Raw genomic sequence first — 18,016 nt, 5'->3', positions numbered from 1 at the left:
TCGGACGACGTCTGCGGGTTTTGTTGTACGGCGCGGGTTTAACCCTGAACCGGGACGCCTTTGAGGTAGGGTGCAGGCTCGGCGCCGAGGTTGCTCAGCATCCGCTCGCTGTACCAGTCCACGAAGTTGACCACGCCGAACTCATAAGTCTTGGAGTACGGCCCCGGCTGGTACGCGGTGGAGTTGATCCCGCGCTGGTTCTCTTCGGCCAGACGACGGTCCTGATCGTTGGTCGCGTCCCACACTTTGCGCATGCGTTCGACGTCGTAATCCACGCCTTCGACCGCATCCTTGTGCACCAGCCATTTGGTGGTGACCATGGTTTCCTGGGCGCTGATCGGCCACACGGTGAAGACGATGATGTGGTCACCCATGCAGTGGTTCCACGAGTGCGGCAGGTGCAGGATGCGCATCGAACCCAGGTCCGGGTTCTTGATCCGGCCCATCAGCTTGGCGCAACCCTGTTTGCCGTCCATGGTCATCGACACGGTGCCCTTGAGCAGCGGCATGCGCACGATGCGGTTGCGCAGGCCGAAACTGGCGTGAGCGTAAGGGATCTTCTCGGCTTCCCAGGCAGCGGCAGAGGCGGCGACGTGATCCTTGAACGCCTGGTCGGCGCGCGGGTCGGTGACGTCGTCCCACTCCAGCAGGGTTTTCAGCAACTCCGGGTGCGAACCGTTGCAGTGGTAGCACTCGCGGTTGTTTTCCAGCACCAGTTTCCAGTTGGCCTTTTCCATCAAGGTGGTTTGCACCGCCACCTTGGTGTTCTCCATGTCGTAGGGTTCCATGTAGTGGTTCAGGGTCGACAGGAAGTCATCGATGGCCGGCGGGTTTTCCGCCAGGCTGATGAAGATGTAGCCGCCGGCGGTCTTCACGTTCACCGGTTTGAGGCCGTACTGATTCATGTCGAAATCGGCGCCCATCTCGGTACCGGCGAACAGCAGGCGGCCGTCCAGTTCGTAGGTCCACTGGTGATAGTGGCAGACCAGTTTGGCGACCTTGCCCTTGTCGCTGGTGCACAGGCGCGAGCCACGGTGGCGGCAGACGTTGTGGAACGCATGCACCACGCCTTCGGCACCGCGAATGACGATGATCGGGTTCTTGCCGATCTGCAGGGTCAGGTAGTTGCCCTTGGCCGGGATCTCGCAGGTCATGCCGGCGATCAACCACTCTTTCTGGAAGATCTCCTGCATGTCGATATCGAACAGGCGCTCGTCACTGTAGAACGGTTGCGGCAGGGAAAAGGTGCGCTCGCGCTCCTGCAGCATTTGTGCGGTGGCCTTGCGTGCGGGTTCCAGCAGGTCGCCCAGGCTGATTTTTGCGGTGTCCATCGATGAATTCCTCAAGGCCATCTGCGTGGCCGCGAAAGTGGCTGATCAGGGTTGCAGCGCAAGGTGTAAAGAAACCGTTTGTGTTGGGGCGAGTGTGGGGCCGGCGCAGGCGGGAACCTTATCCATGGGCGACATGGTGCAATCTGTTCCCGACGCGCAACCCCCGGTGGTTGGGGGCTGGTCGCGATAAGTATGTGAATGTCGCGGATAGGTAAACGGGGCGTTCACGCTATACGCAGAATCGCCACATGAAGGCCGACAGTCGGCCGTGGAGAACAGCATGTCGAACAGCTTCCTGAATCCGGTCACCACCCAGACCTGGGCCAATGGCCGACACATCGTCCGTTGCGTCAAAGTCATCCAGGAAACCTGGGACGTGCGCACCTTCTGTTTCATGGCCGACCAGCCGATCCTGTTCTTCTTCAAGCCCGGGCAGTTCGTGACCCTGGAGCTGGAAATCGAAGGCCAGCCGATCATGCGTTCGTACACCATCTCCAGCTCGCCGTCGGTGCCGTACAGCTTTTCGGTGACCATCAAGCGCGTGCCGGGGGGCAAGGTGTCCAACTGGCTGCACGACACCCTGCATGAAGGTCAGGAGCTGGCGGTGCACGGCCCGGTCGGGCTGTTCAACGCCATCGACTTCCCGAGCCCGAAAGTGCTGTACCTCAGCGGTGGCGTCGGTATCACTCCGGTGATGTCCATGGCGCGCTGGTTCTACGACACCAACGGCAACGTCGACATGACGTTCATCCACAGCGCCCGCTCACCGAAGGACATCATTTACCACCGCGAGCTGGAACACATGGCGTCGCGGATCGACAACTTCAGCCTGCACCTGATCTGCGAGAAGCACGGGCTGGGCGAGCCTTGGGCCGGCTATCGCGGCTATCTCAACCACAAGATGCTGGAACTGATGGTGCCGGACTTCCTTGAGCGTGAAGTCTTCTGCTGCGGCCCGACGCCGTACATGACAGCGGTCAAGCGCTTGCTGGAAAACGCCGGCTACGACATGAAGCGCTATCACGAGGAGTCCTTCGGCGCCACGCCGCCGGAAGCCCGCGCCGATGCGGTGGAACAGGCCGAGCAGGCCGCCGAAGCACCGGAAATCCCGGCGGCGGATCTGCACCTGGTGGAATTCACCTCATCGGACAAGAGCATCCGCGTGGCTCCGGGCGAGACCGTGCATGCGGCGGCGGCCAAGGTCGGCCTGATGATCCCGAAAGCCTGCGGCATGGGGATCTGCGGGACGTGCAAGGTGCTCAAGCTCGGCGGCGAGGTAGAGATGGATCACAACGGCGGGATCACCGAGGACGACGAGGCGGAGGGGTACATTCTTTCTTGCTGCAGCGTGCCGAAGGGGGATGTACGGATCGAATACTGATGGAGGCATGAACCCTGTGGGAACGAGCTCGTTCCCACAGGGTTTGTCGTTCAGTCGACAAACAAATCCGTCATCAACTTCGCATCGCTTCCCGGTTCAAAACGGTAATGATCGAACTCGGTCACGCCGCTCTCCCGCAAAACCTCCTCATCAATCAACAACCGCCCGGTAATCCGCCGTCCGCTGCTGTTCAGAATCACATGTGCCGCGTCCGCCATGATCGCCGGCGTGCGCGCATGCTTGAACGACTCGCGATTGCCCAGCTGAAACTCGATCGCCGCCGTGGCGATCATGGTCTGCGGCCATAGCGAATTGACACTGATCCCGTAGTGGGCGAATTCCTCGCTCATCCCGATCGTCAGCATGCTCATGCCGTACTTGGTCACCGTGTATGGGCTGTATTGCGCGAACCATTTGCTGGCCAGGTTCAGCGGCGGTGACAGGTTGAGAATGTGTCCAGAGGACTTCTTCAAATAGGGCAACGCCGCCTGGCTGCACAGCAACACCGCACGGGTGTTGATCTGATGCATCAGGTCGAAACGCTTGAGTTCGATGTGCTGCACACCGGTCAACTTGATCGCCCCGGCGTTGTTCACCAGCGCATCGATCCCGCCGAAATTTTCATTGGCCTGGGCCAGCGCCTGACGCACCGCGTCTTCATCGCGTACATCCACTTGCAACGCCAGTACCTTGCCGCCGGCCGCTTCGACTTCCGCCGCGACACTGTGAATGGTGCCGGGCAATTTGGCATGCGGTTCGGCGCTCTTGGCCGCGATCACGATATTGGCCCCGTCCCGCGCAGCCCGCAGCGCAATCTCGCGCCCGATGCCACGGCTGGCGCCAGTGATGAACAAGGTTTTGCCTTTTAGCGACATGCGCAAGCTCCTGCTTATTGTTATGCGAGCGAAGGCTCGACAAACAATGTAGACGATGGAGCTGAAATGGAAGGGGGGAGCCTGATCGTTCCCACGCTCCGCGTGGGAATGCAGCCCTCGACGCTCCGCGTCACGACGGTGCCTGGCATTGCATCGGCGGTGCGGCAGGAACGCGGAGCGTCCCGGGAGGCATTCCCACGCGGAGCATGGGAACGATCGGAGTAGGGAGGCCGATGTGACCGTGCGTGAATAGGCGTCTGTGGCGGCGGTAGGAATGCAGTTGTCGCTTTGAGTGGTGATCGTTCCCACGCTCCGCGTGGGAATGCAGCCTTCGACGCTCTGCGTCATGACGGTGCCTGGCGTGCATCGGCGGTGCAGCAGGAACGCGGAGCGTCCCGGTATGCATTCCCACGCGGAGCATGGGAACGATCGGAGTAGGGAGGCCGATGTGACCATGCGTGAATAGGCGTCTGTGGCGACGGTAGGAAATTCAGTTGTCGCTATGAGTAGTGATCGTTCCCACGCTCCGCGTGGGAATGCAGCCTTTGACGCTCCGCGTCATGACGGTGGCAGGCGTTGCGTCGGTGGTGTGGCAGGAACGCGGAGCGTCCCGGGAGGCATTCCCACGCGGAGCATGGGAACGATCTGCGGGTGGGATATCGGGGGCTTCAGTACCAGCGCTGAACCTCGATCAACCCCTCCAGCCCTGCATAATTTCGGGCACTCGAATACCGCCAGTGCTCAGGCAACTCGACATAACCGCGCTTTACCGGGTTGTTGTGGATGTAATCGAGTTTCTGGCGCATGACTTCTTCGCTGTAGACCACCTCTGCGTGAGCACCTTCCTGCCACATCTGATACACCCGATCTTCCTTGTGTGCCCGTTTGCTGAAGCGAAGCCGATTCAATGCTCTTTCTGCACCCTTACTTTGCAGATCATCAATGATCTGTCGAGCGGTGAAGGATTTGAACTGGCTCAGGGATTTACTCAGGTCAGGCGCCTGGGCGACGAAGTGCAGGTGGTTTTCCAGGATCACGTAGCCGTAGAGCTTCAGCTCCTGATGGGTTTGTTGATAGCGCCAACAGTTGAGCAGGTGGTCGACGAGGTAGGGACGAACGAACAATGGCAGCCACTCCACCAGCGTGCAGGTCAGGAAGTGAGGTTTGTCGGATTCGGTGATGGTGTAGCGGCTTCGGCCCATGGGATTCATCCTTGAATCTTGCGGTGCTGCTGAGAGGAACGCGGAGCGTCCCCGGATGCATTCCCACGCAGACGGTTCGACGCCTCGACGTGGGAACGATCAACGCCACGGGGAGGCGATCAGGCCGACATGACTTCGCGGATGTCGCGCGCCAGTTCGCGTACGCGTTCTTCTTCGGTGTCCCACGAGCACATGAAGCGGGCGCCGCCCTTGCCGATGAAGGTGTAGAAGCGCCAGCCGCGAGCGGTCAGGGCGGCGATGGCCGGTTCCGAGAGTTGCAGGAACACGCCGTTGGCCTGGACCGGAAACATCAGTTCCACGCCCGGAATGTCGCTGACCAGTTCAGCCAGCAGTTGCGCGCAGTGGTTGGCGTGGCGGGCGTATTTGAGCCAGGCGTCGTTTTCCAGGATGCCGACCCACGGCGCCGACAGGAAGCGCATCTTCGAAGCCAGTTGCCCGGCCTGTTTGCAGCGGTAGTCGAAGTCTTCGGCCAGTTTGTGGTTGAAGAACAGGATCGCTTCACCCACCGCCATGCCGTTTTTCGTGCCGCCGAAGCACAGTACGTCGACGCCGGCCTTCCAGGTCAGGTCCGCCGGCGAGCAGCCGAGGAAGGCGCAGGCGTTGGAAAAGCGCGCGCCGTCCATGTGCAGGTTCAAGCCCAGTTCCTTGCAGGTGTCGCTGATGGCGCGGACTTCTTCCGGGGTGTAGACGCTGCCGACTTCGGTGGCCTGGGTCAGGGTCACCACGCGCGGTTTCGGGTAGTGGATGTCCTGGCGCTTGAGCGCGACCTCGCGGATCGAGGCCGGGGTGATCTTGCCGTTTTCAGTGCCGGCGATCAGCAGTTTCGAACCGTTGGAGAAAAATTCCGGTGCGCCGCATTCGTCGGTTTCGACGTGGGCGGTTTCCGAGCAGATGACGCTGTGGTAACTCTGGCACAGCGACGACAGCGCGAGGGAGTTGGCGGCGGTGCCGTTGAAGGCGAAGAACACTTCGCAGTCGGTCTCGAACAGCTTGCGGAAATAATCGGAGGCGCGTGCTGTCCACTCATCGTCGCCATAGGCGCGCTGGTGGCCGTGGTTGGCCTGTTCCATGGCAGCCCAGGCTTCAGGGCAGATACCGGAATAGTTGTCGCTGGCGAATTGTTGGCTCTTGTCGGTCATGGCCGGCTTCCGTAATCGAGGCGCTTGTGGCGCTTCGTGGGGTCAATGATGGTGCGCACTGTACCGAAGATCATCCGGGGAGCACACGGGATGTCGCTGTCAAAACTTTACAAGGATGCGAGCCGATTATGCACCTGAGCCGGCGCGACGGCGCACTCGATCTGCTCAAGTGGCTGGCGCTGCTGAGCATGCTGCTCGATCACCTGCGATATGTCGGGATCAGCGCCGATTGGCTGTATGTGCCGGGACGGCTGGCGTTCCCGTGGTTCTGCCTGGCGATGGCGGCGAATCTGACGCGGGACGGCGCACGCAAGACCGAATGGCGCTATCTGGGCTGGTTGCTGCTGTTCAGCGCTATCAGTGAAATTCCCTACCGTCTGTACATTCCCGAGCCCGACACCTTGAACGTGATGCCCACGCTGGCGTTGGGTTTGCTGGTGGCGCGAGGCTGGCAGGATCGAGTGCTGATTTCACGACTGCTGGGAGTCGGAGCCTTACTGGCGGCGGCGATGTTCCCGGAGCGGCTGATGTTCGGTCTGTTCGGCGTCCTGCTGCCGCTGGCGATGTTGCTGGTATTTCATCGGCCCTGGTATTTCAGCCTGCTACCAGGGCTGGTGTGTGTGGCCGCGAATCAATGGCGGGTGCTGTACGAAGCCGCGCAGTTCGGCAACATCGTCGCCATCTTCGGGCTTGCGACCTGCCTGATGGCGCCACTGCTCGGAATGTTCCTGTTGCGACACGCCACTTACCTCCACGCGCCACCCATGCGGCGCTGGGCGTATGCGCTCTATCCCGCGCATTTCATGGTCCTTCTGGCCTTGCGCCAGCTGCTTGTTTGAGTCCGTCGTCCCCGCCATGTCGTAAACGCACCTTTGCGTGGCGTCCGTAGGCATTTGACCTCCCTGCGCCGGCCATACCATCGCATCAAAGGGCACTGGCTGAACGCCGTGCCTTACCGAGACGAATGGCGCACAGATGCCGCTGGGAGAGACGCGATGTTCAGCAAGCAAGACCGGATCCAGGGTTACGACGATGCACTGCTGGCGGCGATGAATGCCGAGGAGCAACGTCAGGAAGATCACATCGAGCTGATCGCGTCGGAGAACTACACCAGCAAACGCGTGATGGAAGCGCAAGGCAGCGGCCTGACCAACAAATACGCCGAAGGCTATCCGGGCAAGCGCTACTACGGTGGCTGCGAGCACGTCGACAAGGTCGAAGCGCTGGCCATCGAACGCGCCAAGCAACTGTTCGGCGCCGATTACGCCAACGTCCAGCCGCACTCCGGTTCCTCGGCCAACAGCGCCGTGTACCTGGCCCTGCTGCAAGCAGGCGACACCATTCTCGGCATGAGTCTGGCCCACGGCGGTCACCTGACCCACGGCGCCAAGGTGTCGTCCTCGGGCAAGTTGTACAACGCCGTGCAGTACGGCATCGACACCAACACCGGCCTGATCGATTACGACGAAGTCGAGCGTCTGGCCGTCGAGCACAAACCGAAAATGATCGTCGCCGGTTTCTCGGCCTACTCGAAAACCCTCGATTTCCCGCGCTTCCGTCAGATCGCCGACAAGGTTGGCGCGCTGCTGTTCGTCGACATGGCCCACGTTGCCGGTCTGGTGGCCGCCGGTCTGTACCCGAACCCGCTGCCGTACGCCGATGTGGTCACCACCACCACCCACAAGACCCTGCGCGGTCCGCGTGGCGGCCTGATCCTGGCCAAGGCGAACGAAGAGATCGAGAAAAAGCTCAACGCGGCGGTATTCCCCGGCGCCCAGGGCGGCCCGCTGATGCACGTCATCGCCGGCAAGGCCGTGTGCTTCAAGGAAGCGCTGGAGCCTGGCTTCAAGGCCTATCAGCAACAAGTGATCGACAACGCTCAGGCGATGGCGAGCGTCTTTATCAAACGTGGCTACGATGTAGTGTCCGGCGGCACCGACAACCACCTGTTCCTGGTCAGCCTGATCCGTCAGGGCCTCACCGGTAAAGACGCAGACGCCGCCCTCGGTCGCGCGCACATCACCGTCAACAAGAACGCCGTACCGAACGACCCGCAGTCGCCGTTCGTCACCTCCGGCCTGCGCATCGGCACCCCGGCGGTGACCACCCGCGGCTTCAAGGTGACCCAGTGCGTGACGCTGGCCGGCTGGATCTGCGACATCCTCGACAACCTCGGCGATGCCGATGTCGAGGCCAACGTCGCCCAGCAGGTTTCGGCCCTGTGCGCTGACTTCCCGGTTTATCGCTGAGCGTTCTGGAGTACATGACTATGCAACGCTATTCGGGCTTCGGCCTCTTCAAACACTCCCTCAGCCACCACGAAAACTGGCAGCGCATGTGGCGCACGCCGACCCCGAAAAAGGTCTACGACGTGGTCATTGTCGGCGGCGGCGGGCACGGTCTGGCGACGGCCTACTATCTGGCCAAAGAACACGGCATCACCAACGTGGCCGTGGTCGAGAAGGGTTGGCTGGGCGGCGGTAACACCGCGCGCAACACCACCATCGTCCGCTCCAACTACCTGTGGGACGAATCGGCGCACCTGTACGAACACGCGATGAAACTGTGGGAAGGCCTTTCGCAAGACCTGAACTACAACGTGATGTTCTCCCAGCGCGGCGTCTACAACCTGTGCCACACCCTGCAGGACATCCGTGATTCCGAGCGTCGGGTCAGCGCCAACCGCCTCAACGGCGTGGACGGCGAACTGCTCAACGCCAAGCAAGTCGCGGACGAAATTCCGTACCTCGACTGCTCGAAAAACACCCGCTACCCGGTGATGGGCGCAACCGTTCAGCGTCGCGGCGGCGTGGCCCGTCACGATGCCGTGGCGTGGGGCTTTGCCCGTGCCGCCGACGCCTTGGGCGTGGACCTGATCCAGCAGACCGAAGTGATCGGTTTCCGCAAGGAAAACGGCGTGTGCATCGGCGTTGAAACCAACAAGGGTTTCATCGGCGCCAAGCGCGTCGGCGTGGTGACCGCCGGTAACTCCGGGCACATGGCCAAACTCGCCGGTTTCCGTCTGCCGATCGAATCCCACCCGTTGCAGGCGCTGGTGTCCGAGCCGATCAAACCGATCATCGACAGCGTGATCATGTCCAACGCCGTGCACGGTTACATCAGCCAGTCCGACAAGGGCGACCTGGTGATCGGCGCCGGTATCGACGGTTACAACGGCTACGGCCAGCGCGGTTCGTACCCGGTGATCGAGCACACCATCCAGGCCATCGTCGAGATGTTCCCGGTGCTGTCGCGGGTGCGCATGAACCGTCAGTGGGGCGGCATCGTCGACACCACGCCGGACGCCTGCCCGATCATCTCGAAGACCCCGGTGCCGAACATGTTCTTCAACTGCGGTTGGGGCACCGGCGGCTTCAAGGCCACACCGGGTTCGGGCAACGTGTTTGCCGCGAGTCTGGCCAAGGGTGAAATGCACCCGCTGGCCGCACCTTTCTCCATCGACCGTTTCCACAGCGGTGCGTTGATCGATGAACACGGCGCTGCGGCTGTCGCCCACTAACAGGAGAAATCCCCATGTTGCATATCTTCTGTCCTCACTGCGGCGAACTGCGCTCCGAAGAGGAATTCCATGCATCCGGCCAGGCGCACATTCCGCGTCCGCTGGATCCGAACAGCTGCACCGACGAGGAGTGGGGCGACTACATGTTCTTCCGCGACAACCCTCGCGGTCTGCACCACGAGTTGTGGGATCACGTCGCCGGTTGCCGCCAGTACTTCAACGTCACCCGCGACACCGTGACCTACGAGATTCTCGAGACCTACAAGATCGGCACCAAGCCGCAATTCACCGACAAGGCTGACACTGCGAAAACAGCTACGACGGCGCTGGGAGAGAAGGTATGAGCCAGACCAATCGCCTGTCCAACGGTGGACGGATCGACCGCAACAAAGTGCTGAGCTTCACCTTCAACGGCCAGACCTACAAAGGTTTCGAAGGCGACTCGCTGGCCGCAGCCCTACTGGCCAACGGCGTCGACATCATTGGCCGCAGCTTCAAGTATTCGCGTCCGCGCGGCATCTTCGCCGCCGGTGCCGAAGAGCCGAACGCGGTGCTGCAGATCGGTGCAACCGAAGCCACCCAGATTCCCAACGTGCGCGCCACGCAACAGGCGTTGTACCAGGGCCTGGTCGCCACCAGTACCAACGGCTGGCCGAGCGTCAACAACGACATGATGGGAATTCTCGGCAAGGTCGGCGGCAAGCTGATGCCACCGGGTTTCTACTACAAAACCTTCATGTATCCGCAATCGTTCTGGATGACTTACGAGAAGTACATCCGCAAGGCTGCAGGTTTAGGTCGCTCGCCGACCGAGGTCGATCCGGACACCTACGACTACATGAACCAGCACTGCGACGTGCTGATCGTCGGCGCCGGCCCGGCCGGTCTGGCCGCTGCGCTGGCGGCTGCGCGCAGCGGTGCGCGGGTGATCATCGCCGATGAACAGGAAGAGTTCGGCGGCAGCCTGCTCGACTCCCGCGAAAGCCTCGACGGCAAGCCTGCGATGGAGTGGGTGGCCAGTGTCATCGCTGAATTGAAGAACACTCCGGACGTGCTGCTGTTGCCGCGCGCCACGGTCAACGGTTACCACGACCACAACTTCCTGACCATTCACGAACGCCTCACCGATCACCTCGGTGACCGTGCTCCGATCGGCCAGGTGCGTCAGCGCATTCACCGCGTCCGCGCCAAGCGTGTGGTGCTGGCGACCGGCGCTCACGAGCGTCCGCTGGTCTACGGCAACAACGACGTGCCGGGCAACATGCTCGCCGGCGCAGTGTCGACCTACGTGCGCCGTTACGGCGTGGCACCGGGCAAAAAGCTGGTGCTGTCGACCAACAACGATCACGCCTATCGGGTGGCGCTGGACTGGCTCGACGCCAGCCTGCAAGTGGTCGCCATCGCCGACGCGCGCAGCAATCCGCGTGGTGCACTGGTGGAAGAAGCGCGCGCCAAAGGCATTCGCATCCTCACCGGCAGCGCCGTGATCGAGGCCCGTGGCAGCAAGCACGTCACCGCTGCCCGCGTGGCGGCGATCGATGTCAAAGGCCACAAGGTCACCAGCCCGGGCGAATGGCTCGACTGCGACCTGATCGCCAGCTCCGGCGGTTACAGCCCGGTGGTTCACCTGGCGTCGCACCTTGGCGGCAAGCCGATCTGGCGCGAAGACATCCTCGGTTTCGTACCCGGCGAAGCACCGCAAAAACGCGTGTGCGTCGGTGGCATCAACGGCGTCTACGGTCTCGGCGATTCCCTGGCCGACGGTTTTGAAGGTGGCGTGCGCGCTGCGGCCGAAGCAGGTTTCCAGACCGTCGAAGGCGTGTTGCCGAAAGCTCTGAGCCGCCACGAAGAACCGACGCTGGCGCTGTTCCAGGTGCCGCACGAGAAGGGCACTTCCCGGGCGCCAAAACAATTCGTCGACCTGCAGAACGACGTGACCGCCGCCGCCATCGAACTGGCGACCCGCGAAGGTTTCGAGTCGGTCGAGCACGTCAAACGCTACACCGCACTGGGCTTCGGCACCGATCAGGGCAAGCTCGGCAACGTCAACGGTCTGGCCATTGCCGCCCGGTCGCTGAACGTGACCATCCCGCAGATGGGCACCACGATGTTCCGTCCGAACTACACGCCGGTGACATTCGGCGCGGTAGCTGGCCGTCACTGCGGGCACATCTTCGAACCGGTGCGTTACACCGCGCTGCATCAATGGCACCTGAAAAACGGCGCCGAGTTCGAAGATGTCGGCCAGTGGAAACGTCCGTGGTACTTCCCGAAAAACGGCGAAGACATGCATGCCGCGGTCAAACGCGAGTGCAAGGCTGTGCGCGACAGCGTTGGCCTGCTGGACGCTTCGACCCTGGGCAAGATCGACATCCAGGGCCCGGATGCCCGCGAGTTCCTCAATCGCGTGTACACCAACGCCTGGACCAAGCTCGACGTGGGCAAGGCCCGTTACGGCCTGATGTGCAAGGAAGACGGCATGGTCTTCGACGACGGTGTGACGGCGTGTCTGGCCGACAACCATTTCGTCATGACCACCACCACCGGCGGCGCGGCTCGCGTCCTGCAGTGGCTGGAGCTGTACCACCAGACCGAATGGCCGGACCTGAAGGTGTATTTCACCTCCGTCACCGACCACTGGGCGACCATGACCCTGTCCGGCCCGAACAGTCGCAAGCTGCTCAGCGCCGTGACCGACATCGATCTGGCCAACGAAGCGTTCCCGTTCATGACCTGGAAAGAAGGTCTGGTCGGCGGTGTGCCGGCGCGGGTATTCCGCATCTCGTTCACCGGTGAGCTGTCGTACGAAGTCAACGTCCAGGCCGACTACGCGATGGGCGTGCTGGAAAAAATCGTCGAGGCGGGCAAGCAGTACAACCTGACCCCGTATGGCACCGAGACCATGCACGTGCTGCGGGCCGAGAAGGGCTTCATCATCGTCGGCCAGGACACCGACGGCTCGATGACCCCGGACGACCTGAACATGGGTTGGTGTGTCGGTCGCACCAAGCCGTTCTCGTGGATCGGCCAGCGCGGCATGAACCGTGAAGACTGCGTGCGTGACCAGCGTAAACAACTGGTGGGCCTGAAGCCGATCGATCCGAACGTGTGGCTGCCGGAAGGTGCACAGCTGGTGTTCAACACCAAGCAGTCGATCCCGATGACCATGGTCGGCCACGTGACCTCCAGCTACGCGCACAACTCCCTCGGCTATTCGTTTGCCATGGGCGTGGTGAAAGGCGGTCTGAAGCGCATGGGCGAGCGGGTGTTCGCACCGCTGGCGGACGGCAGCGTGATCGAGGCGGAAATCGTTTCTTCGGTGTTTTTCGATCCGAAAGGCGATCGCCAGAACATTTGACACTGATCGTTCCCACGTCGAGGCGTCGAACCGTCTGCGTGGGAATGCATCCCGGGACGCTCCGCGTCCCAAGAGCGGACGCAGAGCGTCCATGGCGGCATTCCCACGCAGAGCGTGGGAACGATCAAACAAAAGAATAGGTGCTTTATGACCGCAGCCAACGTTTACCAACAACGCCCGACCAACGGGGCCAAGGCCGAGTCGTCGCTGCATCACGCCGACCTCGCCAGCCTGGTCGGCAAGGGCCGCAAGACCGCCGGCGTGACCGTGCGCGAGAAGAAACTCCTCGGCCATCTGACCATCCGTGGCGACGGTCACGATGCCGCGTTCGCTGCCGGCGTGCACAAAGCGCTGGGCATCGAATTGCCGGGCGCCCTGAGCGTGATCGTCAAAGGCGAAACCAGCCTGCAATGGATGGGGCCGGATGAGTGGCTGCTGATCGTGCCGAGCGGTGAAGAATTCGCCGCCGAGCAGAAACTGCGCGAAGCGCTGGGCGATCTGCACATCGCAATCGTCAACGTCAGCGGCGGGCAGCAAATACTCGAACTGAGCGGCCCGAACGTGCGTCAGGTGCTGATGAAATCCACCAGCTACGACGTGCACCCGAACAACTTCCCGGTCGGCAAGGCCGTTGGCACGGTGTTCGCCAAGTCGCAGCTGATGATTCGCCACACCGCCGAAGACACCTGGGAACTGCTGATCCGTCGCAGCTTCTCGGATTACTGGTGGTTGTGGTTGCAGGATGCGTCTGCCGAATACGGCCTAAGCGTTCAGGCGTAATGATCGTTCCCACGCTTTGCGTGGGAATGCATCCCGGGACGCTCCGCGTCCCAAGAACGGACGCAGAGCGTCCATTGCGGCATTCCCACGCAGAGCAATGGGAACGATCAGAGGCCAGACCCAGGAGAAAACGATGAGCCGCGCCCCGGATACATGGATTCTGACCGCCGACTGCCCCAGCGTTCTCGGCACCGTGGACGCGGTGACGCGTTTTCTGTTCGAGCAGGGCTGTTACGTCACCGAACACCACTCGTTCGATGACCGGCTTTCGGGCCGGTTCTTCATTCGGGTGGAATTCCGTCAGCCCGAAGGCTTCGACGAGCAATCCTTCCGCGCCGGCCTCGCCGAACGCGGTCAGGCGTTCGGCATGATCTTCGAGCTGACCGCGCCGAACTACCGGCCAAAAGTGGTGATCATGGTTTCCAAGGCCGATCACTGCCTCAACGACTTGCTCTACCGCCAGCGCATCGGCCAGTTGTCGATGGATGTGGCGGCGGTGGTCTCCAACCACCCGGACCTCAAGCCGCTGGCCGACTGGCACCAGATTCCCTACTACCATTTCCCCCTCGACCCCAACGACAAACCGGCCCAGGAGCGGCAGGTGTTGCAGGTGATCGAGGAGGCCGGCGCTGAACTGGTGATCCTCGCCCGCTACATGCAGGTGCTGTCGCCGGAGCTGTGCCGCAAGCTCGATGGCAAGGCGATCAATATTCACCACTCGCTGCTGCCGGGCTTCAAGGGCGCCAAGCCGTATCACCAGGCCTACAACAAGGGCGTGAAACTGGTGGGCGCCACCGCGCATTACATCAACAACGACCTCGACGAGGGGCCGATCATCGCCCAGGGCGTCGAGGCGGTGGATCACAGTCATTACCCCGAAGACCTGATCGCCAAGGGGCGTGATATCGAAGGCCTGACCTTGGCCCGGGCGGTGGGGTATCACATTGAGCGGAGGGTGTTTTTGAACGCCAATCGCACGGTCGTTCTCTAGATCGCTTTCGCGAGCAAGCTCGCTCCCACATTGGAATGCGTACCCCTGTGGGAGCGAGCTTGCTGGCGATGAGGCCATAACAGGCAACACAAGAATCAGCATCTGTACCCGAGCACTTAACGCGCTGCCTGCCTGGGCGGCGCGGTTCCATAAAAACAACAGCGAGGTGAAAGCATGTCTGGCAATCGTGGTGTGGTGTATCTCGGCGCTGGCAAGGTCGAAGTACAGAAAATCGACTATCCGAAAATGCAGGACCCGCGCGGCAGGAAGATCGAGCACGGCGTCATCCTGCGTGTGGTTTCAACCAATATTTGCGGCTCCGACCAGCACATGGTGCGCGGCCGTACTACCGCCCAGGTCGGTCTGGTGCTGGGGCACGAGATCACCGGTGAAGTGATCGAGAAGGGCAGCGACGTCGAAAACCTGAAAATCGGCGACCTGGTGTCCGTTCCGTTCAACGTGGCTTGCGGGCGCTGCCGTTCCTGCAAGGAGCAACACACCGGCGTCTGCCTGACCGTCAACCCGGCCCGCGCCGGCGGTGCCTACGGTTACGTCGACATGGGCGACTGGACCGGCGGCCAGGCCGAATACGTGCTGGTGCCGTACGCCGACTTCAACCTGCTGAAACTGCCGGACCGCGACAAGGCCATGGAGAAAATCCGTGACCTGACCTGCCTCTCCGACATTCTGCCGACCGGTTACCACGGCGCCGTTACCGCCGGCGTTGGTCCGGGCAGCACCGTTTACATCGCGGGTGCAGGTCCGGTCGGTCTGGCCGCAGCCGCCTCCGCCCGTTTGCTCGGCGCGGCGGTGGTGATCGTCGGAGACGTCAATACCATCCGCCTGGCCCACGCCAAGGCTCAGGGTTTCGAGATTGTTGACCTGTCGAAAGACACCCCGTTGCACGAACAGATCGCTGCATTGCTGGGCGAGCCTGAAGTGGATTGCGCGGTGGACTGCGTCGGCTTCGAAGCTCGCGGCCATGGTCACGACGGCGTCAAATCCGAAGCCCCGGCCACGGTGCTCAACTCGCTGATGGGCGTGGTGCGTGTCGCCGGCAAGATCGGTATTCCGGGCCTGTACGTGACCGAAGATCCGGGCGCTGTCGATGCCGCCGCGAAAATGGGCAGCCTGAGCATCCGCTTCGGCCTAGGCTGGGCGAAATCCCACAGCTTCCACACTGGCCAGACCCCGGTGATGAAGTACAACCGCCAGCTGATGCAGGCGATCATGTGGGACCGCATCAACATCGCCGAAGTGGTGGGCGTGCAGGTCATCAGCCTCGACCAGGCGCCGGAAGGCTACGGCGAATTCGATGCGGGTGTACCTAAGAAGTTTGTGATTGATCCGCACAAGTTGTTCAGTGCGGCGTAAGCCAACAAAAAAAACGGCGCCTGGTCAGGCGCCGTTTTTTATTTCCAGTGGTGATTAAGGAAGGTTGAACTCGCAGTCGGTTACATCAGATGCACTACACTTTTTGTTATGAGTATTAGCACTGTTTTCTTGTGTGTCTTTTTCCCAAGTGCCTTTGGCTTCGGTAGCAAATGCTGTCGTTCTTTGGGAAAGACGTACACGGTCGTCGGCCCCAGAGCCTTCGTAATCACATTTGACATAACTGATAATGCTACCAGGCTTATCTGCCGGATCTTCTCCCTCTGATCCTACTTTACGCTGTGCGAGGGTAGCCGTTGTGAACTTGACTCCACTTTTCTTTGAGTAGTCGACATTTTCTGGTTCCACGCCCGTATCCGCATTTGAGCCCTTGAATGCACCAGCGGAGTAGTGAAAGGTGCCGTTGACGTCTTGCGAGGATATCGAACTTAATGGGGGGCAGCTCTCAGCAAGCGTATAAGTGCTGATCACCATTGTGAACATGGCGAAGATGCTCAGCGTTGTGCCTTTCAATGCACTCTTTTTATCATTGGAAAGTGGCATGGGAAGTTCCTTTTTTGATAAATGGAGCATTCATGCTATGAAGTGGCGGTTGTTTTGGCACCTGTCAGAAGTGACAGTTGATTATGTTGCTTCACTATGCTCCCGTATTTATTTAGCACTGATTGGAATAAATGCAGCGCAGGGCTTACGCAGTACGAAAACGACGCCATTGAGGCGCCGTACTTTTTGAACGGATTTCTATACGTACTGAACTTGTTCCGCTTGCATTCCCTTCTCTCCTTTCACAGCAATGAAGGTCACAGACTGTCCTTCTTGCAAAGTTTTAAATCCAGCCGATTGAATGGATTGGAAGTGGACGAAAAGATCGCCGCCGCCGCCATCAGGGGTAATAAAGCCGTAGCCTTTTGCCTCGTTAAACCACTTTACAGTGCCGTTTTGTCTGTTTGACATTTCCATGCATCCTGTTTGCTGTCCGAAGCCACGGTTTCACCGTTCACGACCAGGATTTCCCTGTAGTTTTGTCGCGAACCAGTTGAACGTTGATTGCGTAATCCTGCCCTGTATCACTTTTCATCACTTCATGACTGACCTTTCCTCCGGCCCTGATTTTTCCAATGATTGGATCGTCAGAATCAATGCAAAAGACGATTGGTGAGGGTTGGGCATCATCTTCCTTGTATCGTCCTTCGACGGATTCTTCGCCGGCGGGATGATCGAGTCGTCGCGGTCTGCCAATCGCTTCTCCATCGCAGCATCTCCCTAGAAATCCGCGGCAAACTTGTCTCGAATTCAATGTAATTCACTTGAATTCAGCTGGTAACTGTCAGGTTTGACAGTTTTTCGAAACCATTTGGAATAACTCAGACTTCGAATTGGAATGACCGGAACGCGCCGCCATATCCCCGGTCAAATCGGAAGTTTCGCCGCCGTTGTCCGGTGGCCGTTTTTCAAGAGGATGTCTGAATGAAGATTTCACGCGGTTTTGCCCTGGCATCGCTCCTGACCCTGGCGGCAGGACCGGTGTTTGCCGGTTTCAGTTTGAACGACGTGGCCGGCGTGGTATCGGGCATGCAGGGCGGGGACAAGGCTGCAACCGCAGCGCCGACCTCGGAAACCGCTGGCTTGTTGAGTGCGCTGAGCGCGCTGGACCTGACGCCCCAACAAGCCGTGGGTGGCACCAGTGCCATGTTGGGCCTGGCGAAGAACCAATTGAGCAGCACTGATTATTCCGAACTGGCCAAGGAAGTGCCCGGTATCGACCAATTGTCGGGCGGCGCTGGCAGTCTGGCGGCGTTGAGCGGCTTGCTCGGCTCGTCCGGCAAGTCAGCCGGGCTGGAAAATGCGCTGGGCAACGTCAAAGACACCAATGACCTGAACAACGCCTTCGGTGCGTTGGGCATGGACAGCGGGATGGTCGGCCAGTTTGCCCCGATCCTCCTGCAATACCTTGGTCAGCAGGGTGTCGGTGGTTCGTTGCTGCAAAGCCTGGGCAGCATCTGGGGCACCGGCACCAACGGTTGAC

Annotated in this window: 16 protein-coding genes; 10 read left to right on the top strand and 6 right to left on the bottom strand. The window is 60.8% G+C overall.

Annotated features, from left to right (window positions below; translation table 11 throughout):
• Positions 1-38: 38 nt before the first annotated feature.
• Positions 39-1,331 (bottom strand): glycine-betaine demethylase subunit GbcA, encoded by a 1,293-nt coding sequence (gene gbcA, locus CAF79_RS10905; protein WP_085697771.1) that lies wholly within the window; start codon positions 1,329-1,331, stop codon positions 39-41.
• A gap of 280 nt (positions 1,332-1,611) precedes the next feature.
• On the opposite strand from gbcA, the gene gbcB reads away from it, so the two are divergent.
• On the top strand, positions 1,612-2,712 hold the full coding sequence (gene gbcB, locus CAF79_RS10895) for a glycine-betaine demethylase subunit GbcB (protein WP_085697770.1): 1,101 nt from the start codon (positions 1,612-1,614) through the stop codon (positions 2,710-2,712).
• A 50-nt stretch (positions 2,713-2,762) separates the two neighbouring features.
• Here gbcB and CAF79_RS10890 read toward each other — a convergent pair whose 3' ends face one another.
• The 3 genes from CAF79_RS10890 to CAF79_RS10875 all read right to left on the bottom strand — a co-directional run bounded on the left by CAF79_RS10890 (position 2,763) and on the right by CAF79_RS10875 (position 5,949).
• Positions 2,763-3,587, bottom strand: a complete 825-nt coding sequence (locus CAF79_RS10890; RefSeq protein ID WP_085697769.1) for an NAD(P)-dependent oxidoreductase — start codon at positions 3,585-3,587, stop codon at positions 2,763-2,765.
• Between the two features lie 668 nt (positions 3,588-4,255).
• Complete coding sequence (locus CAF79_RS10880) at positions 4,256-4,789, bottom strand: transposase (RefSeq protein ID WP_085697768.1); 534 nt, start codon at positions 4,787-4,789, stop codon at positions 4,256-4,258.
• 119 nt (positions 4,790-4,908) lie between these two features.
• Positions 4,909-5,949 (bottom strand): low specificity L-threonine aldolase, encoded by a 1,041-nt coding sequence (locus CAF79_RS10875; RefSeq protein WP_007959802.1) that lies wholly within the window; start codon positions 5,947-5,949, stop codon positions 4,909-4,911.
• A gap of 128 nt (positions 5,950-6,077) precedes the next feature.
• Between CAF79_RS10875 and CAF79_RS10870 the strand changes: the two genes are divergently transcribed.
• The 8 genes from CAF79_RS10870 to fdhA all read left to right on the top strand — a co-directional run bounded on the left by CAF79_RS10870 (position 6,078) and on the right by fdhA (position 15,972).
• On the top strand, positions 6,078-6,788 hold the full coding sequence (locus CAF79_RS10870) for a TraX family protein (protein ID WP_085697767.1): 711 nt from the start codon (positions 6,078-6,080) through the stop codon (positions 6,786-6,788).
• Between the two features lie 156 nt (positions 6,789-6,944).
• Entirely contained in the window at positions 6,945-8,198 is a 1,254-nt protein-coding gene (gene glyA / locus CAF79_RS10865; protein ID WP_085697766.1) for a serine hydroxymethyltransferase, read from the top strand.
• Between the two features lie 20 nt (positions 8,199-8,218).
• Entirely contained in the window at positions 8,219-9,469 is a 1,251-nt protein-coding gene (locus CAF79_RS10860; RefSeq protein ID WP_085688558.1) for a sarcosine oxidase subunit beta, read from the top strand.
• A 14-nt stretch (positions 9,470-9,483) separates the two neighbouring features.
• Entirely contained in the window at positions 9,484-9,813 is a 330-nt protein-coding gene (locus tag CAF79_RS10855) for a sarcosine oxidase subunit delta (RefSeq protein ID WP_011336273.1), read from the top strand.
• A complete protein-coding gene (locus tag CAF79_RS10850; RefSeq protein ID WP_085697765.1) occupies positions 9,810-12,827 on the top strand; it encodes a sarcosine oxidase subunit alpha in 3,018 nt (1,005 codons plus the stop codon). The genes CAF79_RS10855 and CAF79_RS10850 overlap by 4 nt, the downstream gene beginning before the upstream one ends.
• A gap of 147 nt (positions 12,828-12,974) precedes the next feature.
• Positions 12,975-13,607, top strand: coding sequence for a sarcosine oxidase subunit gamma (locus CAF79_RS10845; protein WP_085697764.1), 633 nt, complete (start codon positions 12,975-12,977; stop codon positions 13,605-13,607).
• Between the two features lie 133 nt (positions 13,608-13,740).
• On the top strand, positions 13,741-14,598 hold the full coding sequence (gene purU, locus CAF79_RS10840; protein ID WP_085697763.1) for a formyltetrahydrofolate deformylase: 858 nt from the start codon (positions 13,741-13,743) through the stop codon (positions 14,596-14,598).
• A 174-nt stretch (positions 14,599-14,772) separates the two neighbouring features.
• Complete coding sequence (fdhA, locus tag CAF79_RS10835; RefSeq protein ID WP_085688554.1) at positions 14,773-15,972, top strand: formaldehyde dehydrogenase, glutathione-independent; 1,200 nt, start codon at positions 14,773-14,775, stop codon at positions 15,970-15,972.
• A 54-nt stretch (positions 15,973-16,026) separates the two neighbouring features.
• On the opposite strand, the gene CAF79_RS10830 is transcribed toward fdhA, so the two are convergent.
• A complete protein-coding gene (locus tag CAF79_RS10830) occupies positions 16,027-16,533 on the bottom strand; it encodes a DUF3757 domain-containing protein (protein WP_170929722.1) in 507 nt (168 codons plus the stop codon).
• Positions 16,534-16,731: 198 nt separating this feature from the next.
• Positions 16,732-16,944 (bottom strand): cold-shock protein, encoded by a 213-nt coding sequence (locus CAF79_RS10825; protein WP_085697761.1) that lies wholly within the window; start codon positions 16,942-16,944, stop codon positions 16,732-16,734.
• Between the two features lie 513 nt (positions 16,945-17,457).
• Between CAF79_RS10825 and CAF79_RS10820 the strand changes: the two genes are divergently transcribed.
• Positions 17,458-18,015, top strand: a complete 558-nt coding sequence (locus CAF79_RS10820) for a DUF2780 domain-containing protein (RefSeq protein ID WP_039768021.1) — start codon at positions 17,458-17,460, stop codon at positions 18,013-18,015.
• Position 18,016: the final 1 nt, after the last annotated feature.

Source organism: Pseudomonas sp. B26(2017) (genome assembly GCF_002113045.1).
GTDB lineage: Bacteria > Pseudomonadota > Gammaproteobacteria > Pseudomonadales > Pseudomonadaceae > Aquipseudomonas.
Note: the sequence above shows the minus strand (reverse complement) of the source record. Positions and strands in the feature narration are given on the sequence as shown.